The sequence below is a fragment of the Streptomyces fradiae genome (assembly GCF_041270065.1).
Classification (GTDB): Bacteria; Actinomycetota; Actinomycetes; order Streptomycetales; family Streptomycetaceae; genus Streptomyces.
This window is the reverse complement of record NZ_CP065958.1, coordinates 6,172,100-6,190,570: the sequence shown is the minus strand read 5'-3', so window position 1 is coordinate 6,190,570 and position 18,471 is coordinate 6,172,100. Positions and strand designations below refer to the sequence as shown.

Sequence of the window (18,471 nt, the reverse complement as noted above, 5' to 3'; positions counted from 1 at the left end):
GCGGCTAGCACCCGGCTCTGCGCCGGTGGATCAGGACGAGGTGGGGATGTGAGGGGTGGGGGTGGTGGGCGGTCAGCCGGTGCGCCGGCCTCGGCGCGCGCTGGGGGCGATCCGGGGGGCGGGGGCGGCGTCCGCGCCGCCGCGCAGCGCGTCGGCCTCGGCGGCCATCGTCGCGACGGTGAGCCGCTCCATGAGCTTCTTCACCCGCAGTTCGACGCCCAGTTCGTCGCTCAGCCGCTTGACGAGGCGCAGCGCGAGCAGGGACTCGCCGCCGAGGTCGAAGAAGTTGTCGTCGGCCCCGATGCCGTCGACGCGCAGGAGTTCCTCCCAGTGGCGGGCGACGACGCGTTCGGTGTCGGTCGACGGGGCACGGTGGGCGACGCCGAGGGCGGGCCGCGGCTGCCGTGCCGGGCCGGTCTCCTCCGGCGTCGGCGCGGCCCCGGCCCCGGCGCCACCACCGTCGTCGTCGGCGGCGGCGGGGCGGCGGCCGACGACGAGGGCGTGCGGGATCAGCGACCGGGCGTCCCGCTCGTCGCTGAGGACCCGTACCTCGTCGAAGTCCTCCGAGACCAGCAGCTCGCGCCACCGGCCGGCCGGCAGGATCGGCGTGTGCCGGCGCAGGTCGTCCTCGAACGCCCACCACTGCGGGAGCAGCCCCACGGCCAACTGGGACGCCCAGGGCATCCGTACGGTCTCCAGGGCGCACAGCCGGCCGCCGGGGGCCAGCAGCCGCCGGACGTGCCGGGTGGTCTCCCGCAGATCGGCGGGGATGTGCAGCACGTTGAAGGCGAGCACCACGTCGAAGGCGCCGCCGAGCTCCTCGGGTTCCACGGCCTGTCCGATGTCCAGGACGCCGAAGGACATGAAGTCGATGCCCCGCCGCGCGGCCTCGCGCTCGGCCTCCAGGACGAAGGACCGGCCCAGGTCGGTGACGTGGTAGCGCACTCCGGGGATGCCCCGCAGGGCCTCGGCCACGGTCCAGGTCAGCCGGCCCCGCCCGGCGCCCGTCTCCAGGATCCGGAACGGGCGGCCGCCTGCCGCGCGCGCCAGCTCGACGACGTGCTCGGTCAGCAGCGTGCGGTACAGGGCGAAGTCGCCCTGGTCCATGTGCGGTTCGAGCACGGCGGCGGTGAGGTCCGTACGGCCGTCGGGGATCAGCACCGCGGTGCCGTCCGTGTCGCCGCGCACCACGTCCGCGCAGCCGGCCAGACAGGTGTCGAGCAGCTCCAGGTCCTTCGCGAGCGACGGGTGCGCCGCGGTGACGGACCTCGTGAGCCGCTCCTCCTCCGCGGCGCCGGCGTCGGCGCCGCCGGTGAACCGCAGCAGGTCGCCCTCGCGGGCCAGCACCCCCGACTCCTGGAGCAGGTGCAGCAGGGCGTCCGCGAGCTTGCGGTACGGGCCGGCCGGCCGGAGCCGGCGGACCAGGTCCTCGGGGGCGTACGTACGGCCGGCCGTGGTGTCCACGCCCGCCGAGCGCAGGAACGCGGCGGCCCGCAGACCGGCGAGCCGGTCGAAGTCCTCGCGCAGCCGCGCCGGCACCGTGGTCACCCCGGTGCTCCGCCACAGTTCGCGTTCGGCCTCCGCGAGGTCGCGTACGGAAGCGGCGGAAACGGCGGCAGCGGCGGCGGGGCGGACCTCGTCCAGCCAGTACCGCTTGCGCTCGAAGGGGTAGCCGGGCAGCGGGACCCGGCGGCCGCCGCCCCGCTCGTCCTCCCCCGTCGCCGGGTTCTCCGCGTCCCGCGTCAGCCGGGCGCCGAGCTGCCAGATCCGGCCGAGCGCGGTGAGCAGCATCTGCTGGTCGTGCTGGTCGGCGCGCGGGTGGCGCATGGTCTCCACGGTGGGCACGGCGTCGCCGAACTGCAGCTGGGCGCACCGGGTGAGGATCCGGCCCGGTCCGACCTCCACGAGGACTGGATCCGTGCCCGTGCGGAGTGCCGCGAGGCCGTCGGCGAAGCGCACGGTCCGGCGGGTGTGCCGCAGCCAGTAGTCGGGGCTGGTCGCCTCCGCGTCGGTGATCCAGGTGCCGGTGACGTTGGAGACGAAGGGAATGGCGGGCGGACGCAGGGTGACCTCGGCGAGCTCGGCCGCGAAGTCGTCCAGGACGGAGTCGAGCAGCCAGGAGTGCACGGCGCTGGGGAAGTGGACCCGCTGGTACTCGACGCCGTCGGCGTCCCAGCGGGCTTCGAGCTCCCGGATGTCCTCCTCCGGCCCCGACACGGTGCACAGCGCGGGCGCGTTGACGGTGGCCAGGGAGAGCCGGTCGGTGAGGTACGCGTCCAGCTCGCGCTCGCCCAGCTGGACGCTGACCGCGACCCCGCCGGCCCGCTCCAGGAGCCACTGCCGCTTGGCGACCAGGGGCAGCATGTCCTCCAGGGACATCACCCCGGCCAGGCAGGCGGCGGTGTACTCGCCGGCCGAGTGCCCGATGAGCGACTGCGGCCTGACGCCCCGGGAGATCAGCAGGGTGGCGAGGGCGTACTCGGTCGCGACGAGCCCGGGCAGCAGGCTCGACCGGGCGCCCTCCTCCCCGCGGTGCAGGACGGCTCGTACGTCGAAGCCCAGGACGGGCTCCAGGATGGCGGCGCAGCGGTCGAGCGCCTCGCGGAAGACCGGCTCGGTCTCGTACAGGCCGCGGCCCATGCCCTCGTACTGCGCGCCGCCGCCCGGGAACAGGAAGGCGACGGGCCGCTCGGCCGGGCCGTCGACGGGCGGTACGGCGGGCCCGGGGGTGCCGAGCAGCGCCACCGCCTGGTCCCGGTCGCGGCAGACGGCGAAGCGGCGGTGCGGGAAGGTCCGGCGGCCCTGGGTCAGGGTGTGCGCCATGTCGCCGAGGTCGAGGCCGGGGGTACGGGCGAGGTGGTCGCCCAGCCGGGCGCCGAGGCGGTCGGCGGCCTCGGCGGACCGGGCCGACCAGGGCAGCAGGACCCAGCCCTCGCCGGTCTCGCGCGCCGCCGGGGCGGCGGGGGGCGCGGGCGGCTCTTCGAGGACGGCGTGGACGTTCGTCCCGCCGATGCCGAAGGAGCTCACGCCGGCCCGGCGCGGCGTCGGACCGGCCGGCCACTCGGTGAGCCGGTCGTTGACGTGGAAGGGCGAGGAGCCGAGGTCGATGAGCGGGTTGGGGGCGGTGTAGTGGAGCGTGGGCGGGATCTGGCCGTGCTCCACCACCAGGGCGGCCTTGATCAGGCCGACGACGCCGGCCGCGGCGTCGGTGTGCCCGATGTTGGTCTTGACCGAGCCGAGGGCGCAGAACCCGGTGCGCGTGGTGGTCTCCGCGAACGCCTGGGTGAGCGCGGTGACTTCGATCGGGTCGCCGACCGGGGTGCCCGTGCCGTGGGCCTCCACGTAGCCGATGGTGTCGGCGTCTACCTCGGCGGCCGCGTGGGCTGCGAGGATCACCTCGGCCTGGCCGAGCGGGCTGGGCGCGGTGAAGCCGACCTTGCGGCTGCCGTCGTTGTTGAGCGCGGTGCCCTTGATGACGGCCCGGACGCGGTCGCCGTCGGCCACCGCGTCGGTGAGCCGCTTGAGGACGACCACCGCCGTGGCGTCGCCGGGCACCATGCCCTCGGCCCGTGCGTCGAAGGCCCGGACGTGGCCGTCGGGCGAGAACGGGCCGTCGGGCGTGTAGCGGTAGCCCCGCCGGGCGGCCGGGTTGATGGACGAGCCGCCGGCGAGCGCGACGTCGCAGCGGTAGGACAGCAGGTCCTGGCAGGCGAGGTGGATCGCGGCCATGGAGGTGGAGCAGGCCGTCTGGACGGTCAGCGCGGGCCCGGTCAGGTTGAGCGCGTAGGCGACGCGGGTGGCGAAGACGCCGGGGTCGTTGCCCATCGACGCCGACCAGGCCCGCAGCGGCTCGGCCGACTCGTCCATGCGGGGGCGCACGTGGTTCAGGTAGTACCGGCTCTGGCTGGCCCCGCCGTAGACGCCGATCACCCCGTCGAAGCGCTCGGGGTCGTGGCCCGACTGTTCGAGGGCGTGGTGGCAGACCTCCAGGAAGACCCGCTGCTGCGGGTCCATCAGCTCGGCGTCCTCGGCCCGCAGGCCGAAGAAGTCCGCGTCGAAGAGGTCGGCGTCGTCGATCGCCGCGGCCGCCCTGACGAGGTACGGGTCGCCGAGCGCGGCCGGGTCGCCGCCCGCGGCGAGGAAGTCGGCGTCGCCGACCGGCCGGACGGACTCCGTGCCGGCCACCAGGCCGGCCCAGAACTCCGGCACGTCGCGGGCCCCCGGAAAGCGGCCCTCCATGGCGACGATGGCGATGTCGAGGTCCCGCACCGTCTGCGAGTCGTCAGCCATTGCGCTGCTTTCCCTTCCTGTCGGCGGCCCGGCGGGCCATGGCCTTGTGCTGGAGTCCGGCGCGCTGCCGGGCGCGGTCGGCGCCGCCGCGCCGGACCGCCGGTTCGCCCTGCTCCTCCGCGGCGCCGAGGTGTGCGGCGAGCGCGGCCACGGTGGGGTGGGCGAACAGGTCGACGACCGGGACCGGCCGCCCGAGCTCGTCGGCGAGCCGCTTCTGCAGGGCGATCAGGGTCAGCGAGTGGCCGCCGACGTCGAAGAAGTTGTCCTGGGCGCCGACCTGTTCCAGGCCCAGGACCGCGCACCAGGCCGTGGCGATGCGGCGCTCAAGGCCTTCGCCGGGGGCGACGTACGCGGCCGCGCCCGTCGTCGTCCAGGTCACCGGGCGGGCGGCGAGGGCGATCCGGTCGATCTTCCCGGACTGGGTGAGGGGCAGCGCGTCCAGCGTGACGACGGCGGACGGGACCATGTAGTCGGGCAGCGAGGCGGCCAGCCAGGTGCGCAGGTCGGTCGGTCCGGGGGCGCCGGGCGGCACCGTCACATAGGCCACGAGCCGCTGGTCGCCGGGCCGTTCCGTGCGGACCACGACCGCTGCCTGGGCGATGTCCTCACGGGCGCTCAGCGCCTCCTCGATCTCGCCGAGTTCCACCCGGAAGCCCCGGATCTTGACCTGGTCGTCGGCCCGGCCGAGGAATTCGAGCCGGCCGTCGGGGCGCCATCGGGCGAGGTCCCCGGTGCGGTACATCCGGGTGCCGGGCGGCCCGAACGGGTCGGCCACGAAGCGGGCCGCGGTGAGGTCGGGACGGCCCAGATAGCCGCGGGCGGTGCCGGGGCCCGCCACGTACAGCTCGCCCGGCACGCCCGGCGGGACCAGGCGCAGACCGCGGTCCAGGACGTAGAGGCGGGTGTTCACCGAGGGCGGGCTGATCGGCAGTTCGCCGGTGGCGTCCAGCGGGGGGCTGATCGCGCAGGAGACCGTGATCTCCGTGGGGCCGTAGGAGTTGACCATCCGCCGGCCGCGCGACCACCGGGCGACCAGGTCGGCCGGGGTGGCCTCGCCGGCCACGACGATCGTGGTGGCCGCCGGCAGGCCGCCCTCCACGGGCAGCATCGCGAGCACCGACGGCGGCAGCGTCACATGGGTGATGTCGTGGGCGGCGGCGAGCACGGAGAGCTCGGGGCCGGGCAGCAGGCGCCAGGCGGGGGCGAGGATCAGGGCGCCGCCGGTGAACAGCGCCATGGCGACGTCCCAGAAGGCGGCGTCGAAGCTCGCGGTGGCGAACTGCAGGACCCGGTTGTCCGGTCCGACGGCGCACCGCTCGATCTGGTTCGCGAGCAGGGCGGGGATGCCGGTGTGGCAGACCACCACGCCCTTGGGCCGCCCGGTGGAGCCCGAGGTGTAGATGACGTACGCGGGGTGCGCGGGCAGCAGCGGGGCGCGGCGCTCGCCGTCCGTCAGATCGGTGGCGGGCAGCTCCGCGACGCGGGCCGCGGTTCCCGGGTCGTCCAGGAGGACGGGGGTGACCGAGCCGGGGAGGGTGTGGGCGGCCTCGGCGGTGGTCAGCACCTGGGCCGGCCGGGCGTCCTCCAGCATGTAGCGGATGCGGTCGGCGGGGTAGTCGGGGTCCACCGGGAGGTAGGCCGCGCCCGCCTTGAAGACGGCGAGCATGGCGACCACCATCTCCAGGGAGCGCGGCACCGCGAGGGCGACCACCTGCTCCGGGCCCACGCCCTGGGCGACGAGGTGGCGGGCCAGCCGGTTGGCCCGGGCGTTGAGCTCGGCGTAGGTCAGCCGGGCGCCCTCGAAGACGGCGGCGGTCTTGTCCGGGACCAGCGCCACCTGTGCCTCGAAGAGCTGGGAGGCGGTGGCGTCCGCGAGCTCGTGGCGCGGTCCCTGCCAGCCCTGGAGGAGGCCCTCGTGCTCCTGGGCGGTGAGGATCTCCAGGAGGCCGATGGGGAGGTCCGGGGCGTCGGCCGCGGCTTCGAGGAGGAGGACGAGGCGGGCGAGGAGCCGCTCCGCCGTCTCCCGTTCGAAGAGGTCGCTGCTGTACGTGAGCGAGCAGTCGACGCCGCCGGGCGCCCGGTCCTGCCCGGTCGACTCGCCGAACACGAAGGACAGGTCGAACCGCGAGCTGTCGGTGTCGCAGGGCTCCACGCGGGCGGTGAGGCCGGGCAGGCCGGGGACGTCCCGGGCCGATTCGCGCAGCGCCAGCATCACCTGGAAGAGCGGGTGCCGGGCCAGCGACCGGGGCGGGTTGAGGACCTCCACCAGCCGGTCGAACGGCAGGTCCTGGTGCTCGTAGGCGGCCAGGTCGGTGGTGCGGACCCGGTCGAGCAGCTCGTGGAAGGTCGGGGAGCCCGAGGTGTCGGTGCGCAGCACGAGGGTGTTGACGAAGCAGCCGACGAGGTCGTCGAGCGCCACGTCGCCGCGGCCCGCGACGGGGGTGCCGAGGGGGATGTCCTCCCCCGCGCCCAGGCGGGTGAGGAGGGCGGCGAGGCCGGCCTGGAGCACCATGAAGAGGGTGCAGCCGCGGTCCCGGCCCAGGCGGAGCAGCCGGGTGTGGAGGGCGGCGTCCACCTGGCCGTGCACGGTGCCGCCGCCATAGCCGGCCGTGAGCGGGCGGGGCCGGTCGGCGGGCAGCGCGAGCTCCTCGGGCAGGCCGGCCAGCCGCTCGGTCCAGTGGGCGAGCTGCCGGGCCATCCGGCTGCCGGGGGACCGCTCGTCGCCGAGGACCCGGCGCTGCCAGAGGCTGTAGTCGGCGTACTGCACGGGCAGCGCGGCCCGCCAGGCGGGTTCGCGGCCCTGGCAGCGGGCCGCGTAGGCGGTGGCCAGGTCCTCGGTGAGCGGGGTGACGGACCAGCCGTCCGCGACAATGTGGTGCAGCACCACCAGGAGGGTGTGCTCGGTGGGCGCGGTGCGGAACAGGACGGCACGCAGCGGGAGTTCGGTCTCCAGCGCGAAGCCCCGGGCCAGGGCGGCACGGATCCGTTCCGGCTGCTCCTCGGGCCGGCAGACGACGAGGGTCGTCTCGACGCGGCACTCCCCGGCGGGCCTGACGAGCTGGTGCGGGACGCCCGCGGTCTGCGGGAAGAGCGTGCGCAGGCTCTCGTGCCGGGCGAGCAGGTCGCCGAGCGCGCTGTCGAGCGCGTCCCGGTCGAGGGTGCCGGACAGCCGGATCGCGACGGGGACGTTGTACGTGGCGGAGAGGCCCTCGACCTGGTTGAGGAACCACAGTCTGCTCTGGGCGAAGGACAGCGGCACCGTCTCCGGGCGGGGCTCCCGGCGCAGGGCGGGCACGGCCGATTCCGCGTCGCCGAGGAGGGCGGCGATGCCCGTGACGGTCGGGTTCTCGAACAGCGCGCCGATGGCGAGTTCGACGCCGAGCTCGGTCCGGATGCGGCTGATCAGTTTGGCGGCGAGCAGCGAATGCCCGCCCAGGTCGAAGAAGTTGCCGTCGGCTCCGACCGCGGGCAGGCCGAGGATCTCGGCGAACAGCGCGCCGACGGCCGCCTCCCGCGAGGTGTCCCCGGCCGCCGGGGTGGCGGCGGGTGCGGGGGCCGCGGGCTCGGGCAGGGCCCGCTGGTCGAGCTTGCCGTTCGCGGTCAGCGGCAGCGCGTCGAGCAGTTCGACGGCGGACGGGACCATGTGGGCGGGCAGGATCCCCGCGGCGTGCCGGCGCAGCCCGGCGGGGTCCGGTCGCGGGCCGGCGGCCGGCACGGCGTACGCGACCAGGCGCTTGTCGCCGGGCCGGTCCTCGCGGACGACCACGGCGCACCGGTCGATGCCGGGGTGGCGTTCGAACGCGGCCTCGATCTCGCCGAGTTCGATGCGGAAGCCGCGGATCTTCACCTGGCTGTCGGCGCGTCCGAGGTAGCACAGGCTCCCGTCGTCGAGCACGCACGCCAGGTCGCCGGTGCGGTACATGCGGCTGCCCGGGGCGCCGAAGGGGTCGGCCACGAAGCGTTCGGCGGTCAGGCCGGGCCGCCCCAGGTATCCCAGGGCCAGGCCCGGGCCCGCCACGTACATCTCGCCGGTGGCGCCTTCCGGCACCGGCCGCAGCTCGCTGTCGAGCACGTACACGTCGAGGTCGGGGATCGGCTCGCCGATCACGCTGCCCCGGGCGGCGCGCACCGTCTCGCGGTCGAGTGCGGCGTAGGTGACGTGCACGGTCGTCTCGGTGATGCCGTACATGTTGACCAGGCGCGGCGCGTCGTCGCCGTGGCGCGTGTACCAGTCCGCCAGGCGGTGGGTCTCCAGGGCCTCGCCGCCGAAGACGACGTAGCGCAGCGCCAGCCGCTCGGACAGGTCGGGGCGTTCCCGCTCGGCCGCGACGAGCTGGTAGAAGGCCGACGGGGTCTGGTTGAGGACGGTCACCCGTTCCCGGACGAGCAGCCGCAGGAAGTCGGCCGGGGAGCGGCTGGTGTCGAAGGGCACCACGACGAGCCGGCCGCCGTGCAGCAGCGGTCCCCAGATCTCCCACACGGAGAAGTCGAAGGCGTACGAGTGGAAGAGCGTCCACACGTCGTCGGCGCCGAAGCCGAACCAGTGGTCGGTCTGCTGGAAGAGGCGCAGGACGTTGTGGTGGGTGACGGCCACGCCCTTGGGCCGGCCGGTCGAGCCGGAGGTGTAGATGACGTAGGCCGGGCTCGCCGGGCCGGCAGCGGATCCGCGCTCGGCGTCGGTCAGGTCGGTCTCGGGGAGTCCGTCCAGCTCGGCGGCGACCGCGGGGTCGTCCAGGAGCAGCGGGTCCACCACGCCCCGTACCCGGTCGGCGGCGCCGGTGTCGGTGAGCACCAGGGCCGGGGCGGCGTCCTCCAGCGTGAACCGCAGACGGTCCGCGGGGTACTGCGGGTCGAGCGGCAGATAGCCGGCGCCCGTCTTGAGGACGGCGAGCAGCGCGGTCACCAGGTCCGCGCCGCGCGGCAGGGCCAGGGCGGCCAGCCGGCCGGGGCCCAGGCCCCGGCGCAGCAGCAGGCGCGCGAGGCGGTTGGCGCGGGCGTCGAGCTCCCGGTAGGTGAGCCGCGTCCCGTCGCTGGTCACCGCGGTGCGGTCGGGCGTGCGGGCCGCCTGGGCCTCGAACGCCTCGTGCAGGGTGGCGCCGCGCGGGGCGGCGGAGCGGGCCGGGCGGGCGGACCGGCGCACGGCCGTGGCGGGCACCGGGATCCGGGCGAGCGGGGTGTCGGGGTCCGCCTCGGCCAGGGCGGCGAGGAATCCGGTGAACCGCCGGTGGTGGGCGGCCAGTTCGGGCTCGCCGTAGCGGCCGGGGTTGGCCTCGAACGCGACGGTGAGACCGCCGGTCGCCGGGTCGTCGCCGACGACGACGGACAGGTCGTCGATGGGCCCGGGCGCGACGGTGGCGACGGTCGCCCGGCCGCCGGCGAAGTCCAGCTCCCGGTCGTAGTACTTGATGTTGACCAGCGGGCCGGTGAGCTGCCGTCCGACCATGCTGAGGTCGCGCAGGACGTCCTCGCTGCGGTAGCGCTGGTGGCTCCGGAGCTCGCGCAGCCGCTCGGCGGCCTGGTCGAGCAGGGCGGCGACGGTGGTGCCGCGCGGCACCGAGAGGCGCAGCGGCAGCACGTTGACGACGACGCCGGGGGTGGTGGCGGCGGCGCCCCAGCGGCCGGCCACCGGGACGCCGAGCGTGATGTCCTCGGCCTGCGTCATGCGGTGCAGATAGCCGGCGAGCGCGGCGACCACGAGCTCGGCCCGGTCGGCCCGGGGCGCTTCGAGGACCCGGGCCGGGCCGGCCGTGAGGGGGTCGACGGCGGGGCCGTCGAAGGGCCGGCGGGCCAGGGTGACGGCGTCCGAGGCGCCGGCCATCCGCTCGGCCCAGTAGGCGCGGTCGGCGCCGAAGCGCTCGGAGGACCGGTAGGCGGCCTCGGCGCCGGCCAGGTCGTCGAGGGTGCCGAACCAGCGCGGGCGGGGCTCCGCGCCTGCCGCCTCGGCGGTGTAGATCTCGGCGGTGCGCGCGGCGAGCAGCTGGAAGCCGTACCCGTCCAGGAGCGTGTGGTGGCAGCGCAGGTACCAGCGGAACCGGTCCGGTCCGAGCACGAGCAGGGCGTTGCGGAAGAGCGGCCCGCGCAGCAGGTCGACGGCGGTGGCGGCGTCCTCGCGCATCCACCGGCCGGCCGCGGCCGCCGGGTCCGGCTCGGCGCTCAGGTCCACGACGTCGAGCAGCGGCCCGGCGAGCGGCGCCGGAGTCTGCCGGGGCTGCCCGTCGTGCACGGTGAACCGCACGGTGAGGGCGTCGGTCTCGGCCACCGCGCGCCGCAGCGCCCGCTCCAGGCGGGACGCGTCGGCGGGTGCGGCGACCTCGACGTACTGGGCGGTGTTGTAGGCCGCGTTGGCAGGGTCGACCTGCTGGGCGAACCACACACCGAGCTGGGCTCCGGTGAGCGGCCGGCGTGTCTCTTCCCGATCGCGCATGCTTGAGACTTTCTCCCGGCGAGGACTTACAGGAATCGGTTGGGATCGGCGAAGTCCAGCGGACAGCCGGTCGGCCGGCCGAGGACGATGTCGGCCAGCGCCTCCCCGATGCCGGTGGAGTGCTTGAAGCCGTGGAAGTTGCAGCCGCCGGCGACGACCAGTCGCGGGTCGCCGTGCGGGCGGCCGATGAGGAACTGCTTGTCGGGAGTGCGGCTGAACATGCCGACCTCGGTCCGCGACGGCACGGCGCCCATGCCGGGCACCGCCTCGGCAAGCAGGCCGGAGACGGCGGTCCAGTCCTCCGGGGTGACGCCGCGGTCGCAGTCGTCAGCGGGGGTGACCCGGAAGGCGCTTCCGCCGTCCTCCAGGCCGAGTTTGACGTCCGGGCCGTCGTGGGAACCGTGGCCCCAGATGGCGCCGCGGCCGCCGAGCTCCCGCATGAAGGGCGGCAGCCGGTCGAGGGTGAACGGTGCGGGGTCGCCGGCCGGCCGGAACCAGGTCTGGGGGACCCGTACGGTCTCCAGGGGCAGTCCGGGCACCAGCGTGTCGAGCCACGGGCCCGCCGTCACCACGACCTGCCCGACCCGGAAGTCACGGGCGGGGGTGCGGACGACCACGCCGTCGCCGGCCGGTTCGATCGCGGTGACCCGGGTGTCGGTGAGGACCCGGGCGGCGGCCGCGGCCGCCGCGCCGACGGCGGCGCGGACCGCCGCCTCCGGCCGGATCAATCCGGCCTCCGGCTCGCGGACGCCGATGTCGCCGTCCTGGAACGCCGCGTGCTGCGGCAGCCACCGGCTCAGCTCACCGGCGGTCAGGGTCTCCACGGGCAGGTCGTGCTCCCGGGCGGCCCGCAGCGAACCGCCGGCGATGTGTCCGTCCGCGGGGCCCATCAGGACCGCGCCCACCTGGTCGAAGAGGGCGCGGCCGGTGAGGGTCTCCAGCTGCTGCCACAGCTGCCGGGACCGCTGGGCCAGCGGTACGAGTCCGGGGTGTTCGAGGCAGGTGACGCGGAACATCCGGGTGCCGCCGTGCGACGCGCCGAAGGGGTGGCCGAGCCCGTACCGCTCGAAGCCGAGCACGCGCACGCCGCGCGAGGCCAGCTGCCACAGGGCCGAGGCCCCCCAGGCGCCGAGCCCCACCACCGCGACGTCCGCGTCGGGCGTCCGGGTCATGCCGGCTGCTCCGGGCCGGTGAAGGCGGGCATCACGTGCTCGGCGAAGAGCGTCATGGCGCGCTCGGCGTCCTCGTAGGGCATGTGGCCGGGGTTGAACTGGAGGCTGAGCGTGGGGTCCGCGCCGAACCAGTCGACGAGCACGGCGATCTGCTCGCGCACCTCGTCCGGGGTGCCGGCGAGCACCTTGTTGTCGGCGTGCGACTGCCGGAAGTCGTACTTCTTGACCTTCTCGACGAACTGCTCGTAGCCGCGGTACGCGTCGCTGCGCGTCCGGCCCCAGCTCGCCACCGCCTCGGCCATGTGCTCGACGTAGTTGACCTCGAAGGTCTCGGCGAGGTCGAGCGCCTTGGCGCGGTCCTCGGCCACGTAGCAGGTGTACTTGATCTGGATGCGCGGGCTGCCCGGGTGGCCGGCCTCCCGCCAGGCCTCGCGGTAGCCCGCCAGCATCGACTGGAGCTGCTCGCGGGAGGTCACCGACGGCACCACCTGGAGGTGGTGTCCGGCGCGTCCGGCGGCGGCGCACGAGTCCGGGCTCATCGCGGAGGCGATGAAGATGGGCGGGTGCGGCTTCTGGACGGGCTCCGGGAGCATCGTGACGGGGCCGAACCGGTGGAAGGAGCCCTCCCAGACCACGTCCTGCTCGGACCACAGGCGACGGCAGACCTCGACGCCCTCGGCGAAGCGGGCCCGGCTCTCGTCGATGTCGATGCCGAAGGCCTCGAACTCCTGCGGCAGGAAGGCGCGGCCGAAGCCGACGTCGAGCCGCCCGTGGGAGAGGTTGTCCAGCATCGCGAGCTTGCCGGCCAGCTTCAGCGGGTGGGTGAAGGCGGGGATGACCGCTCCGGTGCCGATGCGGATCCGGCTGGTGCGCGCGGCGGCCGCGGTGAGGAAGGTGACCGGGTCGGGCATGTAGCCGCCGTACGGGGAGAAGTAGTGCTCCACGCACTGGGCGTGCTCGAAGCCGAGCTCCTCGGCCAGGCACACCAGGCGGAGCGCCTCGTCGAAGTAGTCGCTCGCGCTCTTCTTCGCCGGGTCGACAACGGGAAAGAAATTCACGCCGAATTGCATCGTGACTCCAATGGCTTGCTGAGGGAATGACAGGCGCCGCCGGGCGGGCCGCCCCGTGACTTACCGGGAGATGAGTTCCCACCAGGCCTTGAGGGTGGGCATCGCGGCGAATTCGGCGATCTCGCCCTGGAGGCCGCCTCGCTGCCAGCCCGACACGATGCCCATGACACCGATCGAGTCGAGTCCGAGGTCCTGGAGATTCACGTCGTCCGTCACCTCGGAGACGCTGACACCGAGCCGGTCGGCGAGCACCCGCCGCAGCTCCGCCTTGTCCTCCGGAATGACACCTTGGTTACTCAATTTCCACACCGCACCATTCGGATCCGTCTGACGGCTCAACCGGGAATCAACCCTAGCCGCCGCCCCTAAAAGGCCCCTTAAAAGGGGCTATTGACGCGTTGTGCCGCATCCTAAAGCGTCGGATATTGGCGGTGCCGAAACTCTGACGGCTCGGTTAGCATCACCAAAATATCAGCCCCGGAAACCATCGATTGTGTTGACAGGAGAAAGGACTGAAAATGCAGGACGGATGCGTTCCCTGGCCGGAGGCCACCGCAGCGGCATACCGGGAGGCCGGATACTGGCGGGGGGAGACGCTGGGGCGGCTGCTGCGCGGCTGGGCGGCCGCGTACGGCGACCGGACCGCCCTCGTCGGCGGTGACCGGCGCGTGACGTACGCCGGACTCGACACCTGGGCGGACCGGCTGGCTGCGGGCTTCGCCGCGCGCGGCGTCGGGCCGGGCGACCGGGTCGTGGTCCAGCTCCCCAACACCCCGGAGTTCGTGGCCGTCTGCTTCGGTCTCTTCCGGCTCGGCGCGCTGCCCGTCTTCGCGCTGCCGGCGCACCGGCGCCACGAGATCAGCCATCTGTGCGCGCACTCCGGTGCCGTCGCCTATGTGGTGCCGGACGTCCATCAGGGCTTCGACCACCGCGAACTGGCCTCGGAGGTGCTCGCCTCGGTCCCGTCCCTGCGCGAGGTGTTCGTCCTCGGCGACCCCGGCCCGCACAGCTCCCTGGAGGAGCTGTCGGCGACTCCGGCCGCGGTCCCGGCCCAGGACGAGCCGGCCGGCGCGGACCCGACGGACGCCGCCTTCTTCCTGCTGTCCGGCGGCACGACCGCGCTGCCCAAGCTCATCCCGCGGACCCACGAGGACTACGCGTACCAGATCCGCGCCGCCTCGGAGATCTGCGAACTCGACGGCGACACCATCTACTTGGCCGTCCTTCCGATCGAGTTCAACTTCACCTGGGGCTGCCCGGGCGTGCTCGGCACCCTGAGCAAGGGCGGCACGGTCGTGCTCGCCAGGACGCCGAACCCCGACGAGTGCTTCGCGCTCATCGAGCGGGAGCGGGTCACCATGACCTCCTGCGTGCCGACCATCGCCCACATGTGGCTGGACGCGGCCGAGTGGACCGAGCGGGATCTGAGCAGCCTCTCGGTGCTGCAGATCGGCAGCGCCAAGCTCCACCCCGAGGTGGCCGCCCGGGTCACCCCGGCCCTGGGCTGCCGGCTCCAGCAGGTGTTCGGCATGGCCGAGGGCCTCCTCACCTTCACCCGCTACGACGACCCGCTCGACCGGGTGCTCACCACCCAGGGCCGGCCCATCTCCCCCGCCGACGAGATCCGGGTGGTGGACTTCGAGGACCGGCCGGTGGCCCCGGGCGAGACCGGTGAACTGCTGACCCGCGGCCCGTACACCCTGCGCGGCTACTACCGCGCCGAGGAGCACAACGCCGGGGCGTTCACCGAGGACGGCTTCTACCGCAGCGGCGACCTCGTGCGCTTCACCGAGGACGGGGACATGGTCGTCCAGGGCCGGGTCAAGGACGTCGTCATCCGCGGCGGCGACAAGGTCTCGGCCACCGAGGTGGAGCGGCACGTCACCGCCGTGCACGACGGGATCCAGCAGGCCGCCGTGGTCGCCATGCCCGACGAGGTCATGGGCGAACGGGTCTGCGCCTTCGTCGTACCGGCCGGCGAGCCGCCCCGGCTCCCCGAGCTCAAGCGTCTGCTGCGCGCCCGCGGCCTTGCCGAGTACAAGCTGCCGGACCGCCTCGAAGTCATCGACGCCTTCCCGCTGACCGGGCTCGGCAAGGTCGACAAGAAGGCCCTCTCCGCGGAACTCGCGCAGCGCATGGCCGCCGCCGACTGACCGCGTCCGCCCCGGCCGGCGGGACCGCCGCCCCGGCGATCCACGCCGCCGGGGCGCGCCCGCGTGCCCCGGCTCCGCCGGGCCCGGCACGCGGGCACCCATCAGCCCACGTCCCGCACGGCGCGGGACGCCTTTCCGTCATGGGGGTACCTCCGTATGCAGCAACGCTACGTCGTGCCGGGCGGCCGCCGAGGCAGCGTCATCGGCGATCGCGAACTGGACGTCCTGGGGCGGCTCGTCTCCTCCGACGCCCCGCTCTCCGCCGGGGGGTGGCGGGAGGCGTTCGAACAGGCCTTCGCCCGCCACGTCGGCGCCCGGCACGCCCTGTCGGTGACCAGCGGGACGGTGGCCCTGGAGATCGCCATCCGGCTGCTCGACCTGGCCCCGGGCGACGAGGTCGTGGTGACGCCGCAGACCTTCCAGGCCAGCATCCAGCCGCTGCTCGACCTGGACGTCACGGTCAGGTTCTGCGACATCGACCCGCTCACCCTGAACATGGACCCGGCCGCCCTCGAACCGCTGATCACCGACCGGACCCGGGCCGTGATCCTGGTCCACTACGGCGGCTGCCCGGCGGACATGGACGCCATCATGGCGCTCACCCGGCCCCGCGGCATCACGGTGATCGAGGACAGCGCCCACGCGCTCGGCGCCACCTACCACGGCCGCCGGCCCGGTGCGCTGGCCGACATCGCGACCTTCAGCTTCCACTCCACCAAGAACATCACCAGCCTCGGTGAGGGCGGCATGATCACCCTGGACCGCGACGACTGGGCGGAGCGGGTGCGCCGCCACCGGGACAACTCGGTCGACGGCGTCTACGTCGAGCACGGTACGGCCGCGGCGGAGGCGCCCGCCGCACTGCCCTGGATGATGTTCGCCGACGAGATCTACGACCGCGCCTGCACCGGCATCCGCAACTCCGGCACGAACGCCACGATGTCCGAGGCGGCGGCCGCGGTGGGCCTGGCCCAACTGGACCGGCTCGACGAGCTGGTGGCCCGCCGCCGGCTGATCGCCCGCAGGCTCGACGAGGTCCTCGCGGCCTTCCCCGGCACCCGGCCGGTCGCCGCGCCGGAGGGCGTCGGCCACGCCTACCACCTCTACACCTTCCTCGTAAGCGACCGGGACACGCGCGACGCCCTGCTGCGCGAGCTCGACGCGCGGGGTGTGGAGGCCCAGCTGCGCTACTTCCCGCTGCATCTGACGCCGGAGTGGCGGTTCCGCGGGCACGGCCCCGGCGAGTGCCCCGTCGCCGAACGGCTCTGGTTCGAGCAGCACATGAACCTGCCCTGCCACCCGGGGCTGACCGACTCCCAGGTCGACCATCTCGTCGACGCCCTGACCGCCGCCCTCACCGCCGTCACCGGCGCGGCCGCGAACCTCCGCGGCGGCACGGCCGCCGCCGTCTGACAGACAGGAACCACCATGCCCTTCATCGAGGTCAAGATCTTCGAACAGCGTCTGACCGAGCAGACCGAGCGGGAGCTGGTCGAACAGCTCACCCAGGCGACGGTGAACGTGTTCGGCGAGGAGATCCGGGACCAGACCTGGATCGTCCTCACACCCGTCCCGGCCCACCGCTGGGGCATCGCCGGCAGCACCGGCCCGCGCCCCGCCACCCAGGAGCAGGCCCAGGAGCAGGAGCCCCGGTCATGACGGAACCACGCACCGGCACCGGCCGGTGGAGACTGCTCGGCATGGGGCTGCCGCCGCTGCTCGGCCTGGCCTTCGTCGCCATGACGCTCATCGTCAACGCGCCCGTCTCGCCCGCGCGGACCCAGGCGTACCAGGCGGTCGCGCCGGTCGCCGACACCTACTTCCGGCAGAGCTGGATGCTCCTCGCCCCGTACTCGGTGGACTACAACGGCGAGGTCTTCTACCAGGTCGAGTACGAGAACGCGAGCGGCCGGCACACCACCGAGCCGGTGTCGCTGTCCCGCGAGATGGCCGGCACCGCCCGGGAGATCCGCATCGCCCCGAACCGCATGGGCGCGGTCGGCCTCTACCTCGGCGTCGAACTCGGCAGCCTGCACGACAAGGAGGCGGCCGTCGACGAGGCCCGGAAGAAGGCGCTCTCCGACTTCTCCGGGCAGCAGAACGAGCTGACGGCCCTGCGGGAGGCGGCCAAGACGGACACCGCCACCGTCCTTTCGCCGCTGGTGGACGAGCTCCACCTGGACGGCCGGGTCACCCGGCTGCGCGCCTACTACACGTACACGCCCGTCAAGCGCTTCGACGTGCGCCACTCGCCCGAGGACCCCCGCTCCGAGGTGTTCACCGACCTCGGCTGGTTCGACTACCGGCCTGGAGCCCAGCCATGGACCGACTGAAGACCTCCGCCGCGCGTGCGCTGCGCGGTGTGTCCAGCCACCCGAAGTACCTCGTCGGACTCTCGCTCTGCCGCGTCCTGCTGGGCGTGAGCACCACGCTGTACTACGTCTCCAACATCCCCTACCGCGCGTTCCTGTGGGGGCCGGACAGCTATTCCGGCTTCGCCGCCTTCAAGGCGCTGACCGGGGACCAGCACATCTTCTCGCTGTACGCGCTCAGCGACGGCCGCACCTGGTTCGACCTCGTGTACTTCGCCGGGCTGCTGGTCTCGCTCGCCTGGACGGTGCTCGGCTCGCGCAGCCTGACGGTGGTCCACGCGGTGTTCATGACCTCCATCTACCACCGCAACTACACGATGTGGGAGGGCGGCGACGCGCTCACCGGCATCGTGCTGATCCTGCTGATGGGCGCCACCGTCAACGCCCACTTCAGCCCGTTGGCCAAGGGCGTCCGCGCACGCCTTGAGCGGCGCGCCGGCGAGCCGCATCTGCGGACCTCGCTGCACAACACGGCGGCCGTGCTGATCGTCTTCCAGGCGTGCGTGGTCTATGTCGTCTCCGCCCTGTGGAAGGTGGCCGCGCCGCAGTGGCAGGAGGGTACGGCGCTCTACTACATCAGCCATGTCTGGCAGTACACCTACAGCTCCGCCTTCCCCCAGCTGATGGACAGTCTGGTCCTGACGACCCTCGTCACCTACTTCGCGATCGTGGTGCAGCTGCTCGTCCTCCCGGCGGCGCTCACCTCGCGCCGGTGGTTCCGCGAGGCGGTCGTCCTGGGCATCGCCGGGATGCACATCGGCATCATGGCCGGCATGGGCCTGATGACGTTCGGCTTCGCCATGATGGCCATCGACGCCGTGCTCGTCCGTGACGCGGACTACCAGGCGCTCTTCCGCCGGGCGCGGCTGCTGCGGGAGCGGGTGGCGGCCCGGCGCGAGGAACGCAGGACGGCCTCCGGGGAACCGGACTCCGGCGAACCGGCCTCCGGGGACCCCGCTGCCGAGGAGCTGAGCACGGCCTGAGGCCGCG

At 73.9% G+C, this 18,471-nt stretch carries 10 protein-coding genes; 5 read left to right on the top strand and 5 right to left on the bottom strand.

Annotated elements, in window-relative coordinates; genetic code table 11:
• Positions 1–72: 72 nt before the first annotated feature.
• From JAO84_RS28210 to JAO84_RS28190, 5 genes are all read right to left on the bottom strand, one after another.
• Positions 73–4,290: a type I polyketide synthase gene (locus JAO84_RS28210; protein ID WP_370415330.1), complete on the bottom strand. Its 4,218-nt coding sequence runs from the start codon at positions 4,288–4,290 to the stop codon at positions 73–75.
• The gene (locus JAO84_RS28205) at positions 4,283–10,714 is read right to left on the bottom strand and encodes an amino acid adenylation domain-containing protein (protein WP_370415329.1); all 6,432 of its coding nucleotides are present in this window, start codon (positions 10,712–10,714) and stop codon (positions 4,283–4,285) included. Before JAO84_RS28205 ends, JAO84_RS28210 begins: the two co-directional genes overlap by 8 nt.
• Positions 10,715–10,740: 26 nt before the next feature.
• Entirely contained in the window at positions 10,741–11,886 is a 1,146-nt protein-coding gene (solA, locus tag JAO84_RS28200; protein ID WP_370415328.1) for an N-methyl-L-tryptophan oxidase, read from the bottom strand.
• Positions 11,883–12,944 (bottom strand): LLM class flavin-dependent oxidoreductase, encoded by a 1,062-nt coding sequence (locus JAO84_RS28195; protein WP_370415327.1) that lies wholly within the window; start codon positions 12,942–12,944, stop codon positions 11,883–11,885. The genes solA and JAO84_RS28195 overlap by 4 nt, the downstream gene beginning before the upstream one ends.
• Positions 12,945–13,016: 72 nt before the next feature.
• A complete protein-coding gene (locus JAO84_RS28190) occupies positions 13,017–13,256 on the bottom strand; it encodes a phosphopantetheine-binding protein (protein WP_370415326.1) in 240 nt (79 codons plus the stop codon).
• A 218-nt stretch (positions 13,257–13,474) separates the two neighbouring features.
• On the opposite strand from JAO84_RS28190, the gene JAO84_RS28185 reads away from it, so the two are divergent.
• From JAO84_RS28185 to JAO84_RS28165, 5 genes are all read left to right on the top strand, one after another.
• Positions 13,475–15,109 (top strand): (2,3-dihydroxybenzoyl)adenylate synthase, encoded by a 1,635-nt coding sequence (locus tag JAO84_RS28185; protein WP_370415325.1) that lies wholly within the window; start codon positions 13,475–13,477, stop codon positions 15,107–15,109.
• A gap of 156 nt (positions 15,110–15,265) precedes the next feature.
• Positions 15,266–16,522: a DegT/DnrJ/EryC1/StrS family aminotransferase gene (locus tag JAO84_RS28180; RefSeq protein WP_370415324.1), complete on the top strand. Its 1,257-nt coding sequence runs from the start codon at positions 15,266–15,268 to the stop codon at positions 16,520–16,522.
• Positions 16,523–16,537: 15 nt separating this feature from the next.
• Positions 16,538–16,768, top strand: a complete 231-nt coding sequence (locus tag JAO84_RS28175) for a 4-oxalocrotonate tautomerase family protein (protein WP_370415323.1) — start codon at positions 16,538–16,540, stop codon at positions 16,766–16,768.
• A complete protein-coding gene (locus JAO84_RS28170) occupies positions 16,765–17,442 on the top strand; it encodes a DUF5819 family protein (protein ID WP_370415322.1) in 678 nt (225 codons plus the stop codon). Before JAO84_RS28175 ends, JAO84_RS28170 begins: the two co-directional genes overlap by 4 nt.
• Positions 17,430–18,464 carry a hypothetical protein gene (locus JAO84_RS28165; protein ID WP_370415321.1) on the top strand — a complete coding sequence of 345 codons (1,035 nt, stop codon included), beginning with the start codon at positions 17,430–17,432 and terminating at the stop codon, positions 18,462–18,464. The genes JAO84_RS28170 and JAO84_RS28165 overlap by 13 nt, the downstream gene beginning before the upstream one ends.
• Positions 18,465–18,471 lie beyond the last annotated feature (7 nt).